Source organism: Litoribacter populi (assembly GCF_007483685.1).
Classification (GTDB): Bacteria; Bacteroidota; Bacteroidia; order Cytophagales; family Cyclobacteriaceae; genus Litoribacter; species Litoribacter populi.
Genome location: NZ_VMKN01000002.1, coordinates 662,130 through 682,509 on the forward strand (window position 1 = coordinate 662,130; position 20,380 = coordinate 682,509).

Below are 20,380 nucleotides of genomic sequence, written 5' to 3' on the forward strand. Positions count from 1 at the left end.
ATTTAATACCATGGGCACCAAGGAATTAATCCAAGAAATCAGTAAACTTCCGAAAGAAGAAAGGCTTTTCATCATAGAAAAGACACTATCTGCAATTCGGAAAGAGGAAATTTCTTCTAAATTGAAAAAGGCTGCTAACCTTTTATATCTGGATTATTCCAATGACCCTGACTTAACTGCATTTACAGCCTTAGATTCTGAGGGATTTTATGAACCGAGGTGATATTTATTTAATCAACCTTGACCCCACAATAGGAGCTGAAATTAAGAAAACCAGGCCTTGCATAATTATCAGTAATGATGATCTAGGAAAATTACCATTAAAAATCATAGTCCCAATTACTGATTGGAAGGAGAGATATTCTTCAGCTCCCTGGATGGTTAAAATCATCCCCAATCAACTTAACTCTTTGAGTAAAATATCCACAGCTGATTGCTTTCAAATTAGATCTGTTTCCCAATCTAGACTAATAAGAAAAATAGGTGCAATAAATGAAGATGTATTAGAGGATTTAAAGGCTAGTATATCAATCGTTTTGCAACTATGACATTTCATTCTCTGGTCTTTTTACAATTATTTTAATTTTACTCATACCTCAATTCCCCCAGATTATTCATTTGCCTCAGTATCCACTGCTGACGCTGGCGGTTGTAATTGGTAGGTTTCGAAGGGTTCCACTGTCGAGGATTTGGTAATATAGCTGCAATAAGGGCGGCTTCTTGTGTACTAAGTTGGCTGGCAGGTTTGCGGAAATACTCCTTTGAGGCAGCTTCTGCCCCATAGATCCCTGGACCCATTTCAATGACGTTCACATACACCTCCAAAATTCTTTCCTTACCCCAGATAAATTCAATCAAAACAGTAAAATACGCCTCCAATCCTTTCCTAAGGTAGCTCCTTTCCGGCCATAGAAATACATTTTTGGCCGTTTGCTGAGAAATACTGCTGCCTCCCCTGATCCGGGTTCCCGTTTTATTGCTTTCAAATGCTTTCTCGATCGCCTCCCTATCAAAGCCCGAATGGGTTAAAAACTTTTGATCTTCTGCCGCCACCACAGCCAAGGGGAGAGCAGAATTGATCTCCGCAAGAGGTTTCCAATTATAACTAAACTTAACCTGCCTCTCATCGTCCCCATAATCCTCAAACATGCGGATCATCATCAGGGGGGTGACGGGTACAGGCACAAACTTGAAAAGCACCACTCCACCGATGCTTAGTGCCAAAAACCATAATAATAACCTGGCTGCAAGCCGAAAGACCCACCTTATTATTCTCATTAGCGACAGGCTGTGGCTTGAATAAATCTATAAAAGAATACAGAGTCTGCTTGGTCCCTAAGTTCATCCATGGCCTTCTGCATGGCTAGTACCTCTTTTTCTGTAAGTAAGTTTTCCTCAATTAAATTTGGCGCACCACTGCTCATGAGGTTTTTCCAGTAGGTAAAAACCTTTCTTTTTTGCTCTGCCTCCCTTTTATCCAAATGAAACCCGCCACTTCTGAGTTGAATATCCTGATATCCTGCGTCTGAAAGCAGGTTACCCAACTTGGCCCCAACTTCTGGATCGCCCCCAATCCTGATTTGGTAATCGTTGTAGATTTTCCAATAATCTTGGACTTCCTTTCTTTCCGGGTAAGTATAAAAAGTGCTATTGAAAACCTCGGTGACGACTACCAACGCTCCTTCAATCAAACAAGGTTTCATGGTTTTCAATATGGCAAGTGGATCTTCCACATGCTCCAAAACCCAACAGATAAAGGCTCCATCATATTCTTTTTTCAAATCTAATCGGGTAGCATCCTGATGAACAAACTCCACCTTGTCGGTATCAAAACCGTGTTTTTCAAGATTTTTATAGGCCTTTTCAATTTGCTTGCTTTCGTATTCCACACCTGTGATGGCCAAATGGGGAAACCTTTTGAGCAGTATTTCGGTCTGCGCCCCTACCCCACTGCCTATCTCCAGAAGCTGATTGACCTGGAAAAAATCAATGTAGTCAAAAATCTGGTTTTCGATGACTTGGGCCTGCTCTACAAGCCTTTCCTGTTCGACTTCCTGATAGCCGTGAATATATTTTGATGCCATGGGGTGTAAATAATCCTATCTAATTTTACTTTCAAATAAACGACATTATCGGATGATTTCAAATGACTTGTAGCCCTGTTCTTCACCATCCTGGATGATCAGATTTTCTACCTCTGCCCGTTCCGGGCCTTGCTTGAGCCAAGCTTCCATTGCCATCACAGCATGTCTATGGCCCTCGATCTCAGCAAGTACAGATCCATCCGATTCGTTTTTGACCCAACCGGCTACATCGAGTTCCTTTGCTTTTTCCAGGGTACTTTTTCTAAAGAAAACACCCTGGACTTTGCCGATTACTTTGATACGCTTATTCGTCTTCATCTTTTTCTTTTTGTTAACCTTCACTTGGGCACTAAACCTCCCGCCCTGATTTATTGTTATCAACTCAAACCTTGTAGAAACAGGAGTGGAAGTATGAAAGGATTTAAGTTTACCAAGTTTGTGCCACAGCAGGACCCGGCCAAGAGCACCTTTGAAAACCTGCTTAACATCTTTCTCCAGCTGGTCACCATGACCGGAGGAGACGTAGCCGAGGCGTTGAACTGGCTCAGCAATTTGGATAAAAGATATAACATGACCAACCCAGGATACGGGATCGGGGATTTTATAGAGGACATGAAGGAAAAAGGTTACCTCACTGAGGAAAACCAAAAAGGAGAAATCAAAATCACCGGCAAATCTGAGCAACAGATCCGACGGAATGCATTGGAGGAAATCTTCGGTAAGCTGAAGCGGGGGAAAAGCGGGCAACACAAAACCACCCATTCGGGGCAGGGAGAAGAAAGAGGTACCGATAGGCGGGCATTTCAGTTTGGAGACAATCTGGACCAAATCGCCCTGACCGACTCGCTGAGAAACGCACAGGCCAACCATGGTCTTTCAGGCGATTACCTGCTTACTGAGGATGACTTGGAGGTGGTGGAAAACGAGTTTAAATCCCAGACCTCCACGGTGCTGATGATTGACATTTCCCACTCCATGATCCTGTATGGAGAAGACCGCATCACCCCGGCCAAGAAAGTGGCTATGGCCTTGGCAGAGCTTATAAAAACCAGGTACCCGAAAGACACCCTGGACATCATCGTTTTTGGCAATGATGCCTGGCAAATCCAGATTAAAGACCTTCCCTATTTACAGGTCGGACCCTACCATACCAACACAGTAGCGGGACTAGAACTTGCCATGGATTTATTGCGCAGGCGAAAAAATCCAAACAAACAGATATTCATGATCACCGATGGCAAACCTACCTGTCTAAAAGTCGGAATCAAATATTACAAAAACAGCTTTGGGATTGACAGTAAAATTCTCAACGAAACGTTGAAGCTGGCAGCCCAATGCCGCAAAAACCAAATCCCGGTGACCACCTTCATGATCGCCTCCGACCCTTATTTGAAAGAATTTGTCAGGGAATTTACCAAAGCCAACAATGGGAATGCCTATTACAGCGACCTAAAAGGACTCGGCAACCTGATTTTTGAAGACTTTAAACGAAACAAAACAAAACGTTTTTAAACATGGATTATCAAAACCTTACCGGTAAGGACTTATTAAAAATAAAAACGCTGGGGGAATTGAAAGCTTCCGGCTACCAATCCAAAAGCATCAAGGAAGAACTTAGAACTAACCTCATCGAAAACATCAAAAACGGCAAAAACGTATTTGAAGGCATTTGGGGGTATGAGGACACCGTGATTCCAGACATTGAAAGAGCTATCCTCTCTAGGCACAACATCAACTTTTTGGGACTGAGAGGCCAGGCGAAAACCAGGATAGCCAGGATGATGACCTATTTGTTGGATGAGTATGTGCCGGTGGTACATGGCTCGGAATTGAATGATGACCCGATGGCTCCCTTATCTAGCTTCGCAAAAGATTTGATTGCGGAAAAAGGTGACAAAACCCCAATCGAATGGTGGCATAGAAAGGAGCGCTATACCGAAAAACTGGCCACTCCTGATGTCTCTGTTGCCGACCTTATTGGAGACGTAGACCCTATCAAGGCAGCCACCATGAAACTTTCCTACAGTGACGAAAAGGTGATCCACTATGGCTTGGTCCCCCGCTCCCACCGCAGCATTTTTGTGATTAACGAACTACCTGACCTGCAGGCTAGGATTCAGGTGGCCCTATTCAATATTTTGCAGGAAGGGGATATTCAGATTCGGGGGTTTAAGCTTCGGCTCCCTTTGGACATCCAATTTGTCTTCACCGCAAACCCCGAGGATTACACCAATCGGGGAAGCATTGTTACTCCACTCAAGGACAGGATTGAAAGCCAGATCATCACCCACTATCCCAAGTCCATCGAAATCGGCAAACACATCACCTCCCAGGAAGCTAAACTTTCTGGAAAGCCTCTGGAAAGAATTCACGTACCTGAGCTCATGAAGGACCTTATTGAGCAGGTGGCAATTGAGGCCAGAAAAAGTGAATATGTGGATGAAAAAAGTGGGGTATCGGCCCGTCTGACCATTTCTGCATATGAAAACCTCATTTCGGCAGCAGAACGCAGACTTTACATCAATGGGGAAGAAAATACGGTGGTAAGGGTGGCTGACCTCATCGGCATTGTCCCTGCCATTACCGGAAAAGTGGAGCTTGTCTATGAAGGTGAGCAGGAGGGAGCTGGCTTGGTGGCTTACAACCTGATCGGCAAGGCCATTCGAAGTTTGTTTACCCAATATTTCCCTAGTCCTGATCAGAAGCGAAAGGAAAAGGAAAGTAACCCTTATGTCTTGCCTCTTGCTTGGTTCGGTGAAGGAAAGGAAGTAGATATTTTGGCCTCACAATCCGACAAAGACTACAAAAAAACCTTACATGAGGTGCCGGGATTAGAGGAAATAGTTATCCAAAGCATCAAAAAGCTTTCAGGAAAAGAAAAGGAGTTTTTCATGGAGTTTGCCCTCCACGGACTTGCAGAGTATAGCCAATTGAGCAAAAAACTTTTGGAAACAGGCATGCAGTTTAAGGATCTTTTCAGCAGCATGTTTGACATGGGAGGTACGCAAGAGGATGATGAGGAGGATGGTTTTTAAGCTTTATTGAGGTCGCAAATTGCGACCTCAAACATTCCCTTTTCAATTCCCACACCTTTTTAATATCTTCAGGGCTTCAAAAATATTCTGACATGAGCCAATTGATCATAAATAGTTTCGACGAGTTCGAACAGCATGTGGGTAAGGAACTGGGTGTATCCGGTTACCATACCATCACACAAGAGCAGGTAAACCTTTTTGCCGACGCCACCATGGACCACCAATGGATACATACTGATCCGGAAAGAGCCAAGGCCGAAGGTGCCTTTGGAGGTCCAATCGCCCATGGGTACCTCACCCTATCTATTGTACCTTACCTTTGGGAGCAGGTAGTCAAGGTCAACAACCTGAAAATGATGGTGAATTATGGCATCGAAAACCTTCGCTTTGCACAGCCTGTATTGGTAGGGGATGAAGTAAGACTCAACGCCACCCTTGCCAACATCACCAACCTCAGGGGCACCATCAAAACAGAAATGAAGGTCAAGCTAGAGATCAAAGGACAGAAAAAACCAGCTTTCACGGCAACCTTGGTTTTTCTTTACCATTTTCAATAAGATAATGGGGAGGCAGTATTTCATACCTGTAGCAACAAATTGCTTTCAATGAAGCACATCCTCCCCACCATCGTCATTTCCCAATTCCTTTGTACTTCTCTTTGGTTTGCCGGCAATGCGGTATTACCCGACTTGATTGCGGTACATGAATTGCCGATTGACTTCCTCGCCAACCTTACTAGCGCGGTCCAGTTTGGCTTCATCACTGGAACGATGATTTTTGCCATACTTACAATTGCTGATAGATTTCCTCCCTCAAGGGTTTTCTTCATTAGTGCTTTGATTGCTGCAGGTTTCAATTTTGCTATAAGCTTGGAAAATCTACAGGATTGGCAATTGCTGCTATTCAGGTTTATGACCGGTTTTTTTCTGGCAGGAATTTATCCAGTGGGGATGAAAATTGCCGCGGACCATTTTCAGAAAGGATTGGGCAAATCACTGGGTTTTCTTGTCGGGGCACTGGTTTTGGGTACTGCCTTTCCACATTTCCTCAAAAGCATGACAGCTGGTCTACCCTGGCATTATGTAGTTTATGCGACGACATTTCTCGCTGTTTTGGGAGGTATGTTGATTCTGATTTTCGTCCCAAATGGACCCCATAGGATGGTCAGTCAAAAATTTGACCCCTCTGTTTTCTTCAAAGTATTCCATAACGACAAGGTCCGCTCGGCAGCATTTGGCTATTTCGGACACATGTGGGAGCTTTATGCTTTTTGGGCTTTTGTACCTCTGATGCTAGCCTATTTTAATAGCACCCATGGTGATGTTCGATTAGATGTACCCTTTTATAGCTTTATAATCATTGCCATTGGTGGGGTATCCTGTGCAATTGGTGGTTTGCTCTCAGTAAGATTTGGAGCAAAAAGAATAGCCACTACCTCTCTTGCTCTTTCCGGTCTTTGTTGCCTCATCTCTCCCCTCGTACTTGGAATGGGTTCCCCAGCCTTTCTCATCTTTTTTCTACTTTGTTGGGGAATGGTAGTGACTGCCGACTCCCCCCTATTTTCCACCCTGGTGGCCCAAAACGCTACCCAAGAAACCCGCGGAACTTCGCTGACTATCGTCAACTGCATCGGATTTGCTATAACCATTGTTAGCATTCAAGGCCTGAATATGCTTTTGCCATTTGTAGGCGAAAAATACCTTTTTACTTTCTTGGCCCTCGGACCTATCTTAGGTGTGGTTAGTCTATGGCGGAAAAATTGAAAGGATAGGCTATGATTTTTTCCTGAGACTTTGTATTATTAAGTTGTTTAAGCCACAATCAACCCATGAATTTCCAAAGACTTACCCATACCCTAGTATTTCTAATTGCATTTAGCTCAGCATCGGAAATCACCGCTCAAAATATTTCGAAAATAAGCCCCACAAAGGAAAGTAGGATTGACAGTCTATTTGCCCAATGGAACAAGTCCGATACCCCTGGTGCAGCTATAGCTTTGGTACACAAGGGGGAGGTGGTCCTAACGAAAGGTTATGGAAATGCCAATTTGGAATATACGATACCCAATACACCATCCACTGTTTTTCACATTGCTTCCATTTCCAAGCAGTTTACAGTTTTTGCAATCATGCTTTTGGAAAAAGATGGGTTGATAAGTTTGGACGATAATATCCGAAATTACATCCCCGAAGTACCGGATTTTGGCCATACCATTACCTTGCGCCATCTGGCCAACCACACCAGCGGACTGAGGGATCAGTGGAACTTGCTGACCATGGCGGGGTGGCGGATGGATGATGTCATCACCAAAGAACACGTCATGAAGCTGGTGAGCAAGCAAAAGGAGTTAAATTTTGAACCAGGAGAAGAGTATGTTTATTGCAACACGGGTTTTACACTTTTGGCCGAGGTAGTTGAAAGGGTGTCTGGGAAAACATTTGCACAGTTTACCAATGAGCGTATATTTAAACCACTGGGAATGAAAAGCACCTTGTTTTATGATGATCATGAAAAGATTGTTAAAAACAGAGCTTATTCATATAAACCACACCCTGAAGGCTACAAAAAAAGCGTTTTAAGTTATGCCAATGTGGGCGCCACCAGCCTATTTACCACCGTAGAGGACCTCAGTTTATGGGTTCTCAATTTTAAAAACCCAAAAGTGGGGAACAAAGCCCTAATTGATAAAATGAACACAGAGACCATATTGAATAGCGGAGAAACTTTTGGCGGGGCGCTCGGACAGATGGTAAATCCTCATAATGGCCTGGTTCAGATTCACCATGGGGGTGCAGATGCAGGATTTCGTACCTATTTAGGCAGATTTCCTGAGGAGGATTTTGCAGTCATTGTATTCAGCAATGATGCCTCATTCGTTTCCCAACGAATGGCATTAAACATCACTGATATATTTTTGGAAGAAACCATAGCAAAGAAAAAAGAGAAAAACCCATCCAAATCGGATGATGTTGATATGGATACTAAAACCCTGACAAGGTTTGTCGGGGAATATGAACTGGAAAATATGGGCATCTTTACCGTGGGCCAGGACAAAAACGGTATTTACGCAAGGCCAGCAGGATTGGGTCGGTCAACATTGAGAGCCCTTTCAGAAACTGAGTTTAAGGTTGAAGGGGAAGATGCTACCATCCGATTCATCGCAGACGGCAATAATGAGATCAGCCGATTGGAAATCCAGCAACCTAACAAGATCCTGAAAGCCAGCCGAAGGTTAGAATTTGACTCAAAATCAGTCAATCTGAAGGATTTCACCGGCACCTTCTATAGCGATGAGCTTTCTACTGAATATCAACTGGTGATCGTTGACAACCAACTCGTAGCTAAACACGCCCGAAACAGCGACATTATACTCAAGCCCATAAAGCAGGATACCTTTGAGGGAGACAAGTTCTTTTATAGGGAAGTTACCTTTTCTAGAAATCCCGCTGGTCAAATAGAAGGTTACAAAGTCTCTAATGGCAGGGTTAGAAACCTGAAATTCAAAAAGTTGAATTAAATTTCACGCTTCTATTTTATACCCCTCATCACTGAAACCAATCCCGCTAAATTCCTTACACCCAATTTCTTAAATATGTTCCTTCGGTGGGTTTTGATGGTTAAGGGGCTGGTACAGAGTTTTTCTGCTATCTCTGAGGTGAGGTATTCGTTGAGGATAAGATCGAGAATCTGCATTTCCCTTTTAGTGAGCCTATATTTTTCAACCAAAATTATTTCTAAGTCATCCATATTGTCATTATCCATCATGTAATAGGTATCCCCATCCAAAATGGAAATGATCGCTTCCTTCAAATCAGTAAATACTGCATCCTTGGATATAAAGCCCTTCGCGCCTAACTGTTGACATAATTTGATGGTACGGGCATCGGTATCCATGCTGATGACGAGTTTTTTCAAATCCGGATATTCCCGGTCTAAATAGGATAAAAGTTTGGCCCCGCCAATATCAGGCATGTGAAAATCCATGATCAGTAAATCCGGTAATTCCCCTGTTTCCAGGTATTGCTTCAGCTCAGTGCCTCCTTTCATTTTTGACACTATAGACAACTCCAAACTGTTTTCTATCAATTGGGCAATACCCAATAGAAAAAGCTCGTGATCGTCCACAATGGCAATAGTAGGATTCATTTTGAAAAAATAAAACGGTGCAATAAAAATCTGATCATTTGCAAATCTACCATATTAGCAGTGATAAATCCTTGCTCCAAAGCAAAAAAGAACAGCCTTACCAGCTGTTCTTTTTATTATAAATTATTCACCCAATCTATCTCTCTCTTCCTTACTTCCACTTCGGTTTGAAACCCTGAAACTTTCCCCTTGGGCAAACTTATATCTCAAGGTCAAGCGTACACTTTGGTTGCTTCTATATTGTTGGAATTGGGTATCCATCTGGTCAAATTGTACATCCGCTCGGATGATTTGAGTCCTAAATATATCGGAACCATTCAGGGTGATGCTCATTTTGTCCTTCATGACTGACTTGGAAATTCCGGCATCCACCCATCCAAAAGCCGATAGACGTGCCTGCCCATATAGCTGTGGTCCAAGATACATCCCTACCAACTCTAGCTTGAATCCTTTTGGCAACATGATATTGTGCTGGGTACGGCCCATGTAAGAAACCTGCGACACATCCAGTAACGCATCTCCGATCATGGAAGTCCAAGCATTGTGACTCACCTGAACCATGTTACTGGTATTCCACCAAGAAGTGATGTCAATAGGTATGATTCCTCTGAAATTGAAATTTCTGGATTTGTCAAAGTTTGCCGTATAGGTCGTAGTGGTTCTACTGGCCTCATCCTGCATAAAGATCTGCTGAAATACATCGTGTGTTTCTGAATATGAAACTGACACCTGATAAGCCCTTTTGATCACATGGTTCATCTCAAAATTATTGGAAAACTGCGGTCTCAAATGCGGATTGCCTTGCTCTGTAGTCAGTGGATCAATGTAGAAAACAAACGGGTTGAGCAAACGGTAATTTGGTCTGGTAATCCTTCTGTTGACATTGTAGTTGATTTGATAATCATCACTCACCTTATGCTGAACAAACAAGCTTGGAAAAAGGCTGAAATATCTCTGCGTGTTGATCTGTCCCATGGTAAGGGAATTGCCTTCAATATCAGAATATTCTCCTCTCAAACCTGCTTGATAATTAAGCTTTGGAGAAATACCTCCTTTATAAGATGCATATCCGGCAAGCACTTGCTCCCTGTAGACAAACTGATTACTGTTAGGGTCCGGCATGAAAGGTTCCTCTTCCACGCTCCTATTCAATCGTAGATCATTGTCAGATCTTACCCAGCTGCCTTTAAGACCAGTTTCAAACATGTTACCTTTTTCGCCGATAGGCTTAATAAAATCGACCTTTGCCGTGAAAATATGGTACTCCATGTCATTTAAGGTTTGGATCCGGTCACGGTTAAAGTTACTCTCATCTTCCCCAGTCCAATACCTGTTGTATAGAATCCCGTCACTGGAAGAATTCATCTTGGTATAATCAATATCGGAGGTCAACTTTGTTCCCAAAGTATCCAACTGCCCAACGTAATGGAAATTGGCAAACAACCGCTGGTTATCGGAAACGTTGTCATTATTAGACCCAATAAAACTCATCGGAGCGCCAGGGTTAATAATCTCGGTTAGGGACTCACTGGTTTCCCCACCTCTATTATCCGAGGCTTGCAAGTTTACGCCTACGCTGTGGTTTTTGTTAATTTCATAATCAGCCCCACCATTGAAGAAGAAATTCTTCCTTTTCATGGTCATGTCTGTATCCTGAAAGAAATTGGAGACCCCCTCTTCCAATGGGAAGTTTCTGTTAATTTCCAGTTCGTTCAATATATTGTACTCACTATAATTGAAGCTGGTATTGGTGGTCCATTTGCCCTTTTTCACATTGATAGTTGCACCCCCAAATGGAGCATACATCCCATTATACTGGTTTCCAGCCTGAACGTTCCCAAACACGCCATCAAGGTTGTTTTTCTTAAGCTTGATATTGATCACCCCAGCTGCTCCTTCCGCATCGAAACGGGAAGAGGGGTTATTAATGACCTCTATACTCTTGATATTTTCTGCCGGCATAGCTCTTAAAAAATTAGCTAAGTCCTGTGCCGACATATAAGTCTGACGGTCATTGATCATCACGGTCACCCCAGGGCGGCCATTCAGATTGATGTTGCCATCTTGATCTACAAATACACCTGGAGATCTTCCTACTACATCCAGGGCGGTATTTCCTTCGGCCATCACAGTCCCCTCAATGTTAATGGTGGTTTTATCCGCTTCAATGGTAACTTCAGGACGTGCTGCCCTTACCTCTACTTCGCCAAGAGCGGACATTTCCTCTTCAATTTCTATGGTACCGAAATCAATCTTATCTCCCCCGTTGATTTCAAAAGGCTCTGTATGGAAGGTCTCAAACCCAATGGATGAAATCTTCAAGACAAATTTACCGGACTGGGAGGTAGAAATGGAAAAACGGCCATCCTCATCGGAAACTGCTCCGGTTACAAGTTTTTCTGAGGAAGCTTCTAAAAGTGCAACATTAGCAAAAGGCAGCACTTCACCTTGGGAGTCTTTAACCTGGCCGGTTAGCTGGCTGTTTTCTTTGGCCACTGCGTGGCTGGAGCCTAAAAGGAATAAGAAAACAAAGGCAAAAATCTGGTAAGAAAGTTTCATATTTAAATAAGTTGTTACAAATGCTCGTACCACTCTATAGGAAAAAGAGGTGCCAAGTGTCAAAAAACGTCTTAAAACCATCTTAAGGCCGATTTTTAATATTCCTCAGACTTTTTACTGTACTGTTACCGAACACTTTTGTTGTTCGGTGGACGTACAACTTTTAAAACGAGGGGGCAAAGGTAAACAAAAAAATCCCCTGACACTTACGCATCAGGGGATCTAATTACAGTTTACCTTTGGCTTATTTGGCCGCTTGATATTTATTGTTTACCTCTTCCCAGTTTACTACATTCCAGAAAGCACTGATATAATCAGGACGCTTGTTTTGGTAGTTGAGGTAATAGGCATGCTCCCATACGTCAAGCCCCAGAACTGGAGTGCCGTTATCGTCAGCTACATCCATCAATGGGTTGTCTTGGTTTGGCGTTGAGGTTACTTTCAGACTTCCTGAGCCATCTACAATCAACCATGCCCATCCGGAACCGAATCTGGTTGCGGCAGCTTTTTCAAACTCTTCTTTAAATTCATTGAATGAACCGAAGCTATTGTTGATAGCCTCAGCCAATTCGCCAGAAGGCTCACCTCCACCGTTTGGAGACATTATTTTCCAGAATAGAGAGTGGTTATAGTGACCTCCACCGTTGTTTCTTACGGCAGTAGGTGCAGATGAAATGTTTTTCATCAAATCTTCCAAGCTTTTGCCCTCAAGGTCAGAGCCCTGTACGGCCTCGTTAAGTTTGGTAACATAAGCATTGTGGTGTTTTCCGTGGTGGATTTCCATTGTCTTGGCATCGATATGCGGTTCCAAAGCATTGAAATCATACGGAAGGTTGGGAAGTTCAAAAGCCATATTTGTTAAAATTTAGGGTTAAACATTAAAATTCTATTTCTTAAAAGCTATAGTTGTTAAACCACGTTAAAGAATAAATGGTTCTTTAATTTTTTACCAATGTCTATTTTCTAAGTTCCTTAAAGAAATCCAAAATCAGCCGATTACTCTGGTCAGCCATAAACCCCTTGCTGACCTTTGTTTTGGGGTGCAACAAGGCTGTTTCTATTCTTGAAAATCCCCTTGCAGGATCTTCGGCAGCAAAATATATTTCACCCAACTGAGCCCAATACATCGCCCCGGCACACATCACACAAGGCTCCAAAGTAACGTAAATTTTGCATTCTTTCAGGTATTTTGAACCTAAATAATTGGAAGCTGCGGTAATCGCCAGAATTTCGGCGTGGGCAGTCACATCGGTCAACTTTTCTGTTTGGTTGTAAGCTCGGGCTATGATCCTGTTGTTACATACCACTACTGCACCTACTGGGATTTCACCTTCCTCAAAGGCTATCTTGGCCTGTTTGAAGGCCTCATTCATAAAATACTCATGCGAGTAAAGTTCCATAAAAGTTATTTAAACCATGAATTTAAGCCTTTCATACCTATTGCGCAAAAATTGGCACAGAAATCAAGTAGATAAACTTTGAATGGTTTTCCTAGTTAATCTCAGGCAAGCGCTATTATTTATGACCCTACCAGAAAATCTCATTTACACCGACCAGGAAGCTTCCGGGATTCTCCGCAAAAAAGCGGGAAAAAATTTCACATACATCACTTCCTCAGGCAAAAAGGTCACAGCAAAAAGTACCCTCAAAAGAATAGAAAGTCTGGTGATTCCCCCTATCTGGGAAAATGTGTGGATCGCACGTTCACCTAAAGGCCATATTCAGGCCGTAGGGTATGATCAAAAAGGGCGCAAGCAGTACCTCTACCATCCTCAATGGGTAATGCACCGCCAAAATTCCAAATATGAAAGGTTGAGGCATTTCGGAGAAGCCCTGCCATCCATCCGTCGCCGTATTGCCCGTGACGTAAAGCTCCCGGGGTGGCCAAAAGAGAAAGTACTGGCGATTATGATTATGATTCTGGATGAAGCATATATACGTATAGGCAACCTATCCTACGTCAGGCAAAATGGGACTTATGGCTTGAGTACCTTGAGGAGAAAGCATGTGAGTTTTGAGGAAGGAGGCGTTTGCTTTGAATTCAAAGCCAAAAGCGGAAAGTATAGGAAAGTGATGCTGGAGGATGAGAGCTTGGTCAACCTAATCAAAGAATGCAATGATATGCCCGGATACGAGCTGTTCCGCTTTTTCGATGAAGAAAAAAAATATTACTGCAACCTTATGAGCGACGATGTAAATGAATACCTCCGTGAAATCTCAGGGGAGGATTTTTCTGCCAAAAACTTCCGCACCTGGGCTGGATCAGTACTTACGGTCAAACTCAAGCCCGAGGCCGAAAAAGAAATCGAGGAAAATCCACGTAAAAAGCTTGACACCACCCTTGTCAACATGGTGGCTGAAAAATTGGGCAATACAGTCAGCATTTGCAGGGAATATTATATCCATCCAAAAGTGCTGGAATGTGCCACTCAGAAAAAAATTGAAGAGGAATACACTGATGCACTTATAAAATTTAAAAAGCTCAAAAGGTCTTTGGACAAGGATGAGATATTGACTTTACATCTCTTGTCCCAATGCTAAAGAAAAAAGGCCGGGAAAATTTCCTGGCCTTCATTCCTATTATCTACCTAATATTAGGTCAAATATCTCTTTTCTGACTCCCTCATTAATGATTAGGGCAAGTATAAGGGATACCAAAAGCCCTATAAATGCCTTGAACACATCTCTAGAAGCCAATCTCCAAGCTCTTACCAACCTTGCCTTTCGCTTTTTAAGCTTCTTGGACTTAGCCAATGCGATGGAAAGTTCTCTACCTCCTAGTAATCCTATAAATACCCATGTGGTACTCATCGGCATATTACTGTACATCTTAAAATAGAACAGGATGATAGCGTATACGAAATCCACAATTGTGGCGGCACGCACATCGGTTACCTTCGTTTTCTCATTGACAATCTTCTGTATCCTATCCCCTTTAAGGTAAAACAAGAATCCGAGACCAAAGAAAACTATGCCTGCATAGGCAATAAATTCCCAAACGTTAAGCTGTCTTGGGAGGAAAACGGCAATATTAGCAGCGTCCTGCATGATCCATACGGCCCATAGTGTACCGGAAGTAAACCACTGGAGAATATACCAATAGGGTTTTGGCTTGCCTTTAAGGTAGTTTGTTACAAACTTTTCCAAAACATACCACACCACTATGGCAATCCCAAAGGCCAATAAATATCCTATAAAGCTTTTTTGAACTACACCTGCAATAGTGCCTGCCTTATAGGTGAACACATTAAGGAGTAGAAACGTCGTGGAAACTGGCATCCTTAGCCTGGTCATTACCAATAGTACAATCGGAGCTGCCAGTTGGAGAAACACGAAGTTTTCCGGGGCCCTATCCAATCCTGGCACTTGAAGGCGCTCGTAACTCACATCACCGTTCAGTGTATACCAGCTAAAACCCACAGTACCTACGAATATCAAACCCATAAACAACCACAACCAATACCACTTCCTTTCCTGATTGGAGGCGATAAAGGTACCTATGGTTTGAATACTGTCATTGGCAATGGCCGAATAGGCTGCCAAGAAGAAGCCAAACCACATGGCCGCATACGTATATGGAGTTAATATCCCGGCAATGGAAATGAGGATACAGATTACTAAAAGGAAAGATTTTTCTTTTTTGGTGAAATCAAAAAGTGAATAGGCTGCTTTTGATAAAGCGTCCTGATTAATATTTTGATCTTTTAATTTAGCCATAATGGTTTAAAAGGCGTTTGATAATCTGCCAGCAAAGTTAAAGAAGTTTAACCGGCATATATGTTAAGGAATTGTTAAGTAACCCCTTCTCCATATTATTAAAATGCAAATCACGGCACTTAGGCACCAAAGGTAGGTAATACGGAATATTTTTCAAATCTTTTTAACCTTTGAGAAATTTCATTTCGATTCTTTAAGCAATTTCCTATTGCTAGTAGAATTAATATTAACAAAAGCTTCATATTAATCCTTCAAGAAAGTAATCTTTCTACCTTTATTTTGTACCTAGAAATTCCCTATCCAGACGCCAAGTTATTTAGATGAGCAAACTCCAGCAAGTACAGACACGGTCCTTTAAGCTAATAATGGCCATTCAGCTCTTATTTGCCTTGCTGCTTTTCATGTTTTCCATAGATTTGCTCACTTTTTCCCTAGCCAGACTTAATAATGAAGTAGCAAGGGATATCTTCACCGCTACTTTTAATCCGTTTGTTGGGCTTTTTATTGGGTTGCTGATGACCGCCCTATTCCAGTCAAGCAGCATGGTGACTGCCATGGTGGTCGCTGTAGTGGCCAGCGGAAACTTAAGCCTTCAGCAAGCAGTACCCCTGATCATGGGTGCCAATATTGGAACCACGCTGACCAGTACACTTGTATCCTTTACCTTTATCATGAAGAAAAGTGGCTTCAAAAAAGCCCTTGCCGCAGGAGTCTTGCACGATTTCTTCAACATCTTTACAGCTGTTATTCTTTTCCCTCTGGAGTATTACTTCGGTTTTCTTAGCAACACCGCAGAGTTATTAACCTCAGCTTTTTTCACTTCAGCAGCCATAGTAGAAGGGGATTATGTATATAATGTGCTCTTTACACGACCGGCCACCATCTGGGTGTATGATTTCATCGGCCAGGCTTTGATCACTTTGACCATAGGAATAATATTGGTTTTTCTGACTATAAAGATCCTTTCGGACACTGTTTTGAAAACCTTCCTTTCTCCAAATTTCAAAAACATAAGTGAACATGTGTTTGGAGCACCTTGGAGAACTTTTATGTACGGTACAGTATTTACCGCTGCCGTACAATCCAGCACGGTAACCACTTCATTGGTAGTTCCGGCTGTAGCCACCAGGAAAATCTCTCTTGAAAAGGTTTTTCCTTTCATCATCGGAGCAAATGTGGGCACCACCATTACTGCAGTAGTCGCAGCCATCTACAAAACAGAAGCAGCTATAAGCATTGCTATTGTACACATCCTCTTTAATCTTATGGGGACACTGATATTCTTACCCTTTCCAGCACTGCGAAACTTACCCCTTCGGCTTGCCGTCTATTTTGGGCAGAAGTCAACGAAACGTAGATTCCTCAGCCTTGCCTATATCCTTTTGACCTTTTTCGTCATCCCGTTTTTACTGATCTATTTCAACAGAAAAGAAGATGTACGTCCACTCGAGGCAAAAACTGAAGTAAAAAAAGAAATCCGGATGAGGGGACCCCTATCCGGATTGAAAGCAGTGGAGGGACATTTAAAGTCCCAGCCCAAATTTTAGCTCACTACTTGCCATTCAAAATCTCTACACCTGAACTGGTCCCTATGCGGTCAGCTCCTGCCTTAATGAACTCCACAGCCTGTTCATAGGTCTTGATCCCGCCACTGGCTTTGATGCCTACGTTGCTGGGAAGAATCTCACGCATCAGTTTGATATGCTCCAATTTCGCCCCTGAGGGAGCAAAACCGGTTGATGTCTTTACAAAATCCACCCCAGCCTGGCTGCATATTTCACAGGCTTTCTTTATTTCATTTTCATCCAGGTAAGCGGTTTCAATGATTACTTTCAGGATTCTTTCCTGCTCATGGCAGATAGTCGCAAGTTTTGCCAACTCTATTTTAGGCCAGTTCATGCCTGTCTTGAATGAGGTAGTAGACCAAACTACATCAATTTCATCAGCCCCATTTTTGATCGCCAACTCGGTTTCAAAAACCTTGGTTTCGGTCATGTTGTAGCCCAGGGGAAAACCCACCACCGTAACAACTTGCGTATCTACCTCGCCCAAATCCCTTTTGGCCTTTTTTACCCAAAATGGAGGTACGCAGATCCCTTTAAAATTATATTTTTTTGCATCAGCCACCAACTGATCCAGATCTCTGTCAGTCATGGTAGGCTTCAATATTGTCTGCTCTAGATAGCGCTCCAGGTTGTTCATATTTCTTCTATTGGTTTACATAATCTTCTAAATAAGTGAAATTTTCGGTCAGCTTACCTACTTTAGCAATAGTAGCCCTGTCCAGCATCTCCGACTTTTCAAGCATAAGCTCTGGAATAACATGCTTCATCAGTTGATTTCCGAAATCATGCGAAGCATCCCGTGGCAGTTCGCAAGGCAAATTATCAATTGCCATCACCGAAATATGATCAGGACTAGAGAATGCCTCCCTAGCCTCCAAAGTCTCGGGGTCAAAATCAAAAACCGGATCGGAAATTGAACTAGACTTAACAGTTGTGGGCACCGACCCATCTATATCACAGGTAATATCGGCTATCACCTTGATTTTAAAATCTGGATGGGCAGTATCCTTTTTCTCAAATAACTTTGGAGCCTTACTGTCCCAGTAGGCAGCGGCTATGAAAATGTCACTGACTTTGGTAAACCTTACAAAATTGCTTTCATACAGTTCCGGCTGCTTATGGAATTCCTCCCTCCTGTATAGTCCGTCAGATTTTCTTTTGTTGTATTCTTCCGAACCGATCTGGGTATAAACAGGCTCTCCGTACTCTTTAGCTAAGAAATCAGCGGATTCAACTTTTCTCACTTTTAACCACTCCAATACTTCCATTGCCCCATTGGCTACCTTGCCTGATCCTGTTACAACTATTTTGAGGGACGGAAGCTTCACTTTTTCAAGCTCTTTTTTCAGCTCTTGCAGATCAAAACATTCATGGGCTCTTTTGAGTGAAAAGGATTTACTCTTCTGACCATAAGTCCAGATTCCATTATAGGCACCTACTATCCCTGCCCATTTACCAAAAGCCACTAACCGGTTTCCTTTAGCATCTTTCAACACTTCATAATCGATCAGGGTAATGTTTTTTTCAAGAATCGCCTTCAACAGCCTCTTGTTGGAGGGTTGCTTCTTTATAGTATGAGAAAAGAAAAAGTAGGTCTTATTGGATATAAGGTTTTCCACTGGTACCTCTTTGATACCCATTAGCACATCACAGCCTTCCAACTCCAAGCTCACCTCCACACCTTCGTCTACGTACTCCTCATCTTCATAGCAGCGATGAGGGCTGGGTTCAACCACAAAATCAAAAAACCGGTCTGAATCTTCATGTATGGTGGACAGTTGGTCTGGTGAAAAAGCAACTCTCTTATCTTTGGGGACTTTGTTTTCCCGGATCAATCCAATTTTCATTGTAATTTGATAGGTTAAAATGTAACTTGATTCAATAAAAAAAGCAAAAATGCAATACCTCTTCCTCCTTTTGTTTTGGGCGGTGTTTTATTTCACGCACACTTTCTTTGCTCGCTTGAAGTTAAAAAGAAAATTTCAGCGTATCATGGGAAAAGCATACAAATGGTATAGGTTTTTTTATTCCTTGATGTCAACAATACTGTTTTTGGCCATCTTTCTATTTGCAGCAAGCATTCCTCCCGAGCCACTATTTCCCGCCACAGATTTTACACAATATTTGGGCCTAATGGCTGCCGGCATTGGCACCATCATTTTGATCAAGTCATTCAAAAATTTTTCCCTCTGGAAGTTCAGCGGGATTGTGCCTCATGACGACTTGAAGGAAAAACAGGAACTGGTGGTCGAGGGCATTCACAAGTATTTGCGCCATCCCATATATTTAGGTCTGATATTCATTTTTTCAGGCTACCTGCTATTTACACCACCTTGGACTTCCCTAATCCATTTAATAGCCTTGGCAATTTATCTCCCGGTGGGCATTAATTATGAGGAAAAGAAATTAATTGCCATTTTTGGGGCAAAATATACAGCATACAAGTCCAATGTGCCGGCATTACTTCCAAGATTTACAAAATGACTGAACTTATACTTTACGCCCTATTATTCCGTAATAACATCGTATAGCATACATTATACGAAGTTATACGAGCCCGCCCCCGTCATCATAGCTGATTCGGGCCTGCTTTCAAAAAAGAATATTGAAGACCTCGTTGAAAAGGGATATGAGTTCATTTTGGGAGTCGTATAACTTCGTATAATGTATGCTATACGAAGTTATTACGCATTTGTCTTCCAGTATAGAGAGCAAGCTTCTAATCGCACCATATAGGAATTGAAATTTGATTCGCCACAGATTTTACACAATATTTGGGCCTAATGGCTGCCGGCATTGGCACCATCATTTTGATCAAGTCATTCAAAAATTTTTCCCTCTGGAAGTTCAGCGGGATTGTGCCTCATGACGACTTGAAGGAAAAACAGGAACTGGTGGTCGAGGGCATTCACAAGTATTTGCGCCATCCCATATATTTAGGTCTGATTTTCATTTTTTCAGGCTACCTGCTATTTACACCAACTTGGACTTCCCTAATCCATTTAATAGCCTTGGCAATTTATCTCCCGGTGGGCATTAATTATGAGGAAAAGAAATTAATTGCCATTTTTGGGGCAAAATATACAGCATACAAGTCCAATGTGCCGGCATTACTTCCAAGATTTACAAAATGACTGAACTTATACTTTACGCCCTATTATTCCTTTTACTCATTGCTCACACCCTCATGGCATCCAAAATGTACATGACCGTCCACCAAGACGATTCCCTCACCTTGAGAGAAAAAAACGACTGGAAACTAAAAGCCCTCATC

Annotated in this window: 21 protein-coding genes; 11 read left to right on the plus strand and 10 right to left on the minus strand. The window is 42.4% G+C overall.

The window, feature by feature from the left end:
- The first annotated feature begins 10 nt into the window (after positions 1 to 10).
- Both FPL27_RS18650 and FPL27_RS18655 read left to right on the plus strand, forming a co-directional pair.
- The gene (locus FPL27_RS18650; RefSeq protein WP_143962732.1) at positions 11 to 223 is read left to right on the plus strand and encodes a hypothetical protein; all 213 of its coding nucleotides are present in this window, start codon (positions 11 to 13) and stop codon (positions 221 to 223) included.
- Complete coding sequence (locus FPL27_RS18655) at positions 210 to 548, plus strand: type II toxin-antitoxin system PemK/MazF family toxin (RefSeq protein ID WP_143962733.1); 339 nt, start codon at positions 210 to 212, stop codon at positions 546 to 548. Before FPL27_RS18650 ends, FPL27_RS18655 begins: the two co-directional genes overlap by 14 nt.
- A gap of 37 nt (positions 549 to 585) precedes the next feature.
- On the opposite strand, the gene mtgA is transcribed toward FPL27_RS18655, so the two are convergent.
- Genes mtgA through FPL27_RS18670 form a run of 3 tightly spaced genes read right to left on the minus strand, consistent with a single transcriptional unit; the run spans position 586 to position 2,402 of the window.
- A complete protein-coding gene (gene mtgA / locus FPL27_RS18660) occupies positions 586 to 1,278 on the minus strand; it encodes a monofunctional biosynthetic peptidoglycan transglycosylase (RefSeq protein WP_143962734.1) in 693 nt (230 codons plus the stop codon).
- Positions 1,278 to 2,084, minus strand: coding sequence for a class I SAM-dependent methyltransferase (locus FPL27_RS18665; RefSeq protein ID WP_143962735.1), 807 nt, complete (start codon positions 2,082 to 2,084; stop codon positions 1,278 to 1,280). The genes mtgA and FPL27_RS18665 overlap by 1 nt, the downstream gene beginning before the upstream one ends.
- 45 nt (positions 2,085 to 2,129) lie before the next feature.
- On the minus strand, positions 2,130 to 2,402 hold the full coding sequence (locus tag FPL27_RS18670) for an acylphosphatase (protein WP_143962736.1): 273 nt from the start codon (positions 2,400 to 2,402) through the stop codon (positions 2,130 to 2,132).
- Between the two features lie 93 nt (positions 2,403 to 2,495).
- On the opposite strand from FPL27_RS18670, the gene FPL27_RS18675 reads away from it, so the two are divergent.
- The 5 genes from FPL27_RS18675 to FPL27_RS18695 all read left to right on the plus strand — a co-directional run bounded on the left by FPL27_RS18675 (position 2,496) and on the right by FPL27_RS18695 (position 8,636).
- Positions 2,496 to 3,596 carry a vWA domain-containing protein gene (locus FPL27_RS18675; protein WP_143962737.1) on the plus strand — a complete coding sequence of 367 codons (1,101 nt, stop codon included), beginning with the start codon at positions 2,496 to 2,498 and terminating at the stop codon, positions 3,594 to 3,596.
- 2 nt (positions 3,597 to 3,598) lie between these two features.
- Entirely contained in the window at positions 3,599 to 5,119 is a 1,521-nt protein-coding gene (locus FPL27_RS18680) for a P-loop NTPase family protein (protein ID WP_143962738.1), read from the plus strand.
- Positions 5,120 to 5,211: 92 nt separating this feature from the next.
- Positions 5,212 to 5,676, plus strand: a complete 465-nt coding sequence (locus FPL27_RS18685) for a MaoC family dehydratase (protein ID WP_143962739.1) — start codon at positions 5,212 to 5,214, stop codon at positions 5,674 to 5,676.
- Positions 5,677 to 5,724: 48 nt separating this feature from the next.
- A complete protein-coding gene (locus FPL27_RS18690) occupies positions 5,725 to 6,882 on the plus strand; it encodes an MFS transporter (RefSeq protein WP_143962740.1) in 1,158 nt (385 codons plus the stop codon).
- A gap of 65 nt (positions 6,883 to 6,947) precedes the next feature.
- Entirely contained in the window at positions 6,948 to 8,636 is a 1,689-nt protein-coding gene (locus FPL27_RS18695; protein WP_143962741.1) for a serine hydrolase domain-containing protein, read from the plus strand.
- A gap of 11 nt (positions 8,637 to 8,647) precedes the next feature.
- Here FPL27_RS18695 and FPL27_RS18700 read toward each other — a convergent pair whose 3' ends face one another.
- The 4 genes from FPL27_RS18700 to FPL27_RS18715 all read right to left on the minus strand — a co-directional run bounded on the left by FPL27_RS18700 (position 8,648) and on the right by FPL27_RS18715 (position 13,224).
- Entirely contained in the window at positions 8,648 to 9,265 is a 618-nt protein-coding gene (locus tag FPL27_RS18700) for a response regulator transcription factor (protein ID WP_143962742.1), read from the minus strand.
- Between the two features lie 123 nt (positions 9,266 to 9,388).
- On the minus strand, positions 9,389 to 11,824 hold the full coding sequence (locus tag FPL27_RS18705; protein ID WP_143962743.1) for an outer membrane beta-barrel family protein: 2,436 nt from the start codon (positions 11,822 to 11,824) through the stop codon (positions 9,389 to 9,391).
- Between the two features lie 244 nt (positions 11,825 to 12,068).
- The gene (locus tag FPL27_RS18710) at positions 12,069 to 12,677 is read right to left on the minus strand and encodes a superoxide dismutase (RefSeq protein ID WP_143962744.1); all 609 of its coding nucleotides are present in this window, start codon (positions 12,675 to 12,677) and stop codon (positions 12,069 to 12,071) included.
- 103 nt (positions 12,678 to 12,780) lie between these two features.
- Entirely contained in the window at positions 12,781 to 13,224 is a 444-nt protein-coding gene (locus tag FPL27_RS18715; RefSeq protein WP_143962745.1) for a nucleoside deaminase, read from the minus strand.
- Between the two features lie 121 nt (positions 13,225 to 13,345).
- Between FPL27_RS18715 and FPL27_RS18720 the strand changes: the two genes are divergently transcribed.
- Entirely contained in the window at positions 13,346 to 14,365 is a 1,020-nt protein-coding gene (locus FPL27_RS18720; RefSeq protein ID WP_185974419.1) for a DNA topoisomerase IB, read from the plus strand.
- A gap of 39 nt (positions 14,366 to 14,404) precedes the next feature.
- Here FPL27_RS18720 and FPL27_RS18725 read toward each other — a convergent pair whose 3' ends face one another.
- Positions 14,405 to 15,541 carry a hypothetical protein gene (locus FPL27_RS18725; RefSeq protein WP_143962747.1) on the minus strand — a complete coding sequence of 379 codons (1,137 nt, stop codon included), beginning with the start codon at positions 15,539 to 15,541 and terminating at the stop codon, positions 14,405 to 14,407.
- 320 nt (positions 15,542 to 15,861) lie between these two features.
- On the opposite strand from FPL27_RS18725, the gene FPL27_RS18730 reads away from it, so the two are divergent.
- On the plus strand, positions 15,862 to 17,088 hold the full coding sequence (locus tag FPL27_RS18730; RefSeq protein WP_143962748.1) for a Na/Pi symporter: 1,227 nt from the start codon (positions 15,862 to 15,864) through the stop codon (positions 17,086 to 17,088).
- A 4-nt stretch (positions 17,089 to 17,092) separates the two neighbouring features.
- Here FPL27_RS18730 and deoC read toward each other — a convergent pair whose 3' ends face one another.
- A complete protein-coding gene (gene deoC / locus FPL27_RS18735; protein ID WP_143962749.1) occupies positions 17,093 to 17,743 on the minus strand; it encodes a deoxyribose-phosphate aldolase in 651 nt (216 codons plus the stop codon).
- Positions 17,744 to 17,750: 7 nt separating this feature from the next.
- Positions 17,751 to 18,953: an NAD(P)-dependent oxidoreductase gene (locus FPL27_RS18740; RefSeq protein WP_143962750.1), complete on the minus strand. Its 1,203-nt coding sequence runs from the start codon at positions 18,951 to 18,953 to the stop codon at positions 17,751 to 17,753.
- Between the two features lie 49 nt (positions 18,954 to 19,002).
- Between FPL27_RS18740 and FPL27_RS18745 the strand changes: the two genes are divergently transcribed.
- Together FPL27_RS18745 and FPL27_RS18750 are read left to right on the plus strand one after the other, a co-directional pair.
- Entirely contained in the window at positions 19,003 to 19,590 is a 588-nt protein-coding gene (locus FPL27_RS18745; RefSeq protein ID WP_143962751.1) for a methyltransferase family protein, read from the plus strand.
- A 290-nt stretch (positions 19,591 to 19,880) separates the two neighbouring features.
- Positions 19,881 to 20,240 (plus strand): methyltransferase family protein, encoded by a 360-nt coding sequence (locus FPL27_RS18750; protein ID WP_262712101.1) that lies wholly within the window; start codon positions 19,881 to 19,883, stop codon positions 20,238 to 20,240.
- The last annotated feature ends 140 nt before the right edge of the window (positions 20,241 to 20,380 follow it).

Bases quoted from the DNA above. Each gene is read 5' to 3' on its own strand.
- FPL27_RS18650 (WP_143962732.1), top strand. From the start codon at position 11: ATGGGCACCAAGGAATTAATCCAAGAAATCAGTAAACTTCCGAAAGAA.
- FPL27_RS18655 (WP_143962733.1), top strand. From the start codon at position 210: ATGAACCGAGGTGATATTTATTTAATCAACCTTGACCCCACAATAGGA.
- mtgA (WP_143962734.1), bottom strand. From the start codon at position 1,278: ATGAGAATAATAAGGTGGGTCTTTCGGCTTGCAGCCAGGTTATTATTA.
- FPL27_RS18665 (WP_143962735.1), bottom strand. From the start codon at position 2,084: ATGGCATCAAAATATATTCACGGCTATCAGGAAGTCGAACAGGAAAGG.
- FPL27_RS18670 (WP_143962736.1), bottom strand. From the start codon at position 2,402: ATGAAGACGAATAAGCGTATCAAAGTAATCGGCAAAGTCCAGGGTGTT.
- FPL27_RS18675 (WP_143962737.1), top strand. From the start codon at position 2,496: ATGAAAGGATTTAAGTTTACCAAGTTTGTGCCACAGCAGGACCCGGCC.
- FPL27_RS18680 (WP_143962738.1), top strand. From the start codon at position 3,599: ATGGATTATCAAAACCTTACCGGTAAGGACTTATTAAAAATAAAAACG.
- FPL27_RS18685 (WP_143962739.1), top strand. From the start codon at position 5,212: ATGAGCCAATTGATCATAAATAGTTTCGACGAGTTCGAACAGCATGTG.
- FPL27_RS18690 (WP_143962740.1), top strand. From the start codon at position 5,725: ATGAAGCACATCCTCCCCACCATCGTCATTTCCCAATTCCTTTGTACT.
- FPL27_RS18695 (WP_143962741.1), top strand. From the start codon at position 6,948: ATGAATTTCCAAAGACTTACCCATACCCTAGTATTTCTAATTGCATTT.
- FPL27_RS18700 (WP_143962742.1), bottom strand. From the start codon at position 9,265: ATGAATCCTACTATTGCCATTGTGGACGATCACGAGCTTTTTCTATTG.
- FPL27_RS18705 (WP_143962743.1), bottom strand. From the start codon at position 11,824: ATGAAACTTTCTTACCAGATTTTTGCCTTTGTTTTCTTATTCCTTTTA.
- FPL27_RS18710 (WP_143962744.1), bottom strand. From the start codon at position 12,677: ATGGCTTTTGAACTTCCCAACCTTCCGTATGATTTCAATGCTTTGGAA.
- FPL27_RS18715 (WP_143962745.1), bottom strand. From the start codon at position 13,224: ATGGAACTTTACTCGCATGAGTATTTTATGAATGAGGCCTTCAAACAG.
- FPL27_RS18720 (WP_185974419.1), top strand. From the start codon at position 13,346: ATGACCCTACCAGAAAATCTCATTTACACCGACCAGGAAGCTTCCGGG.
- FPL27_RS18725 (WP_143962747.1), bottom strand. From the start codon at position 15,541: ATGGCTAAATTAAAAGATCAAAATATTAATCAGGACGCTTTATCAAAA.
- FPL27_RS18730 (WP_143962748.1), top strand. From the start codon at position 15,862: ATGAGCAAACTCCAGCAAGTACAGACACGGTCCTTTAAGCTAATAATG.
- deoC (WP_143962749.1), bottom strand. From the start codon at position 17,743: ATGAACAACCTGGAGCGCTATCTAGAGCAGACAATATTGAAGCCTACC.
- FPL27_RS18740 (WP_143962750.1), bottom strand. From the start codon at position 18,953: ATGAAAATTGGATTGATCCGGGAAAACAAAGTCCCCAAAGATAAGAGA.
- FPL27_RS18745 (WP_143962751.1), top strand. From the start codon at position 19,003: ATGCAATACCTCTTCCTCCTTTTGTTTTGGGCGGTGTTTTATTTCACG.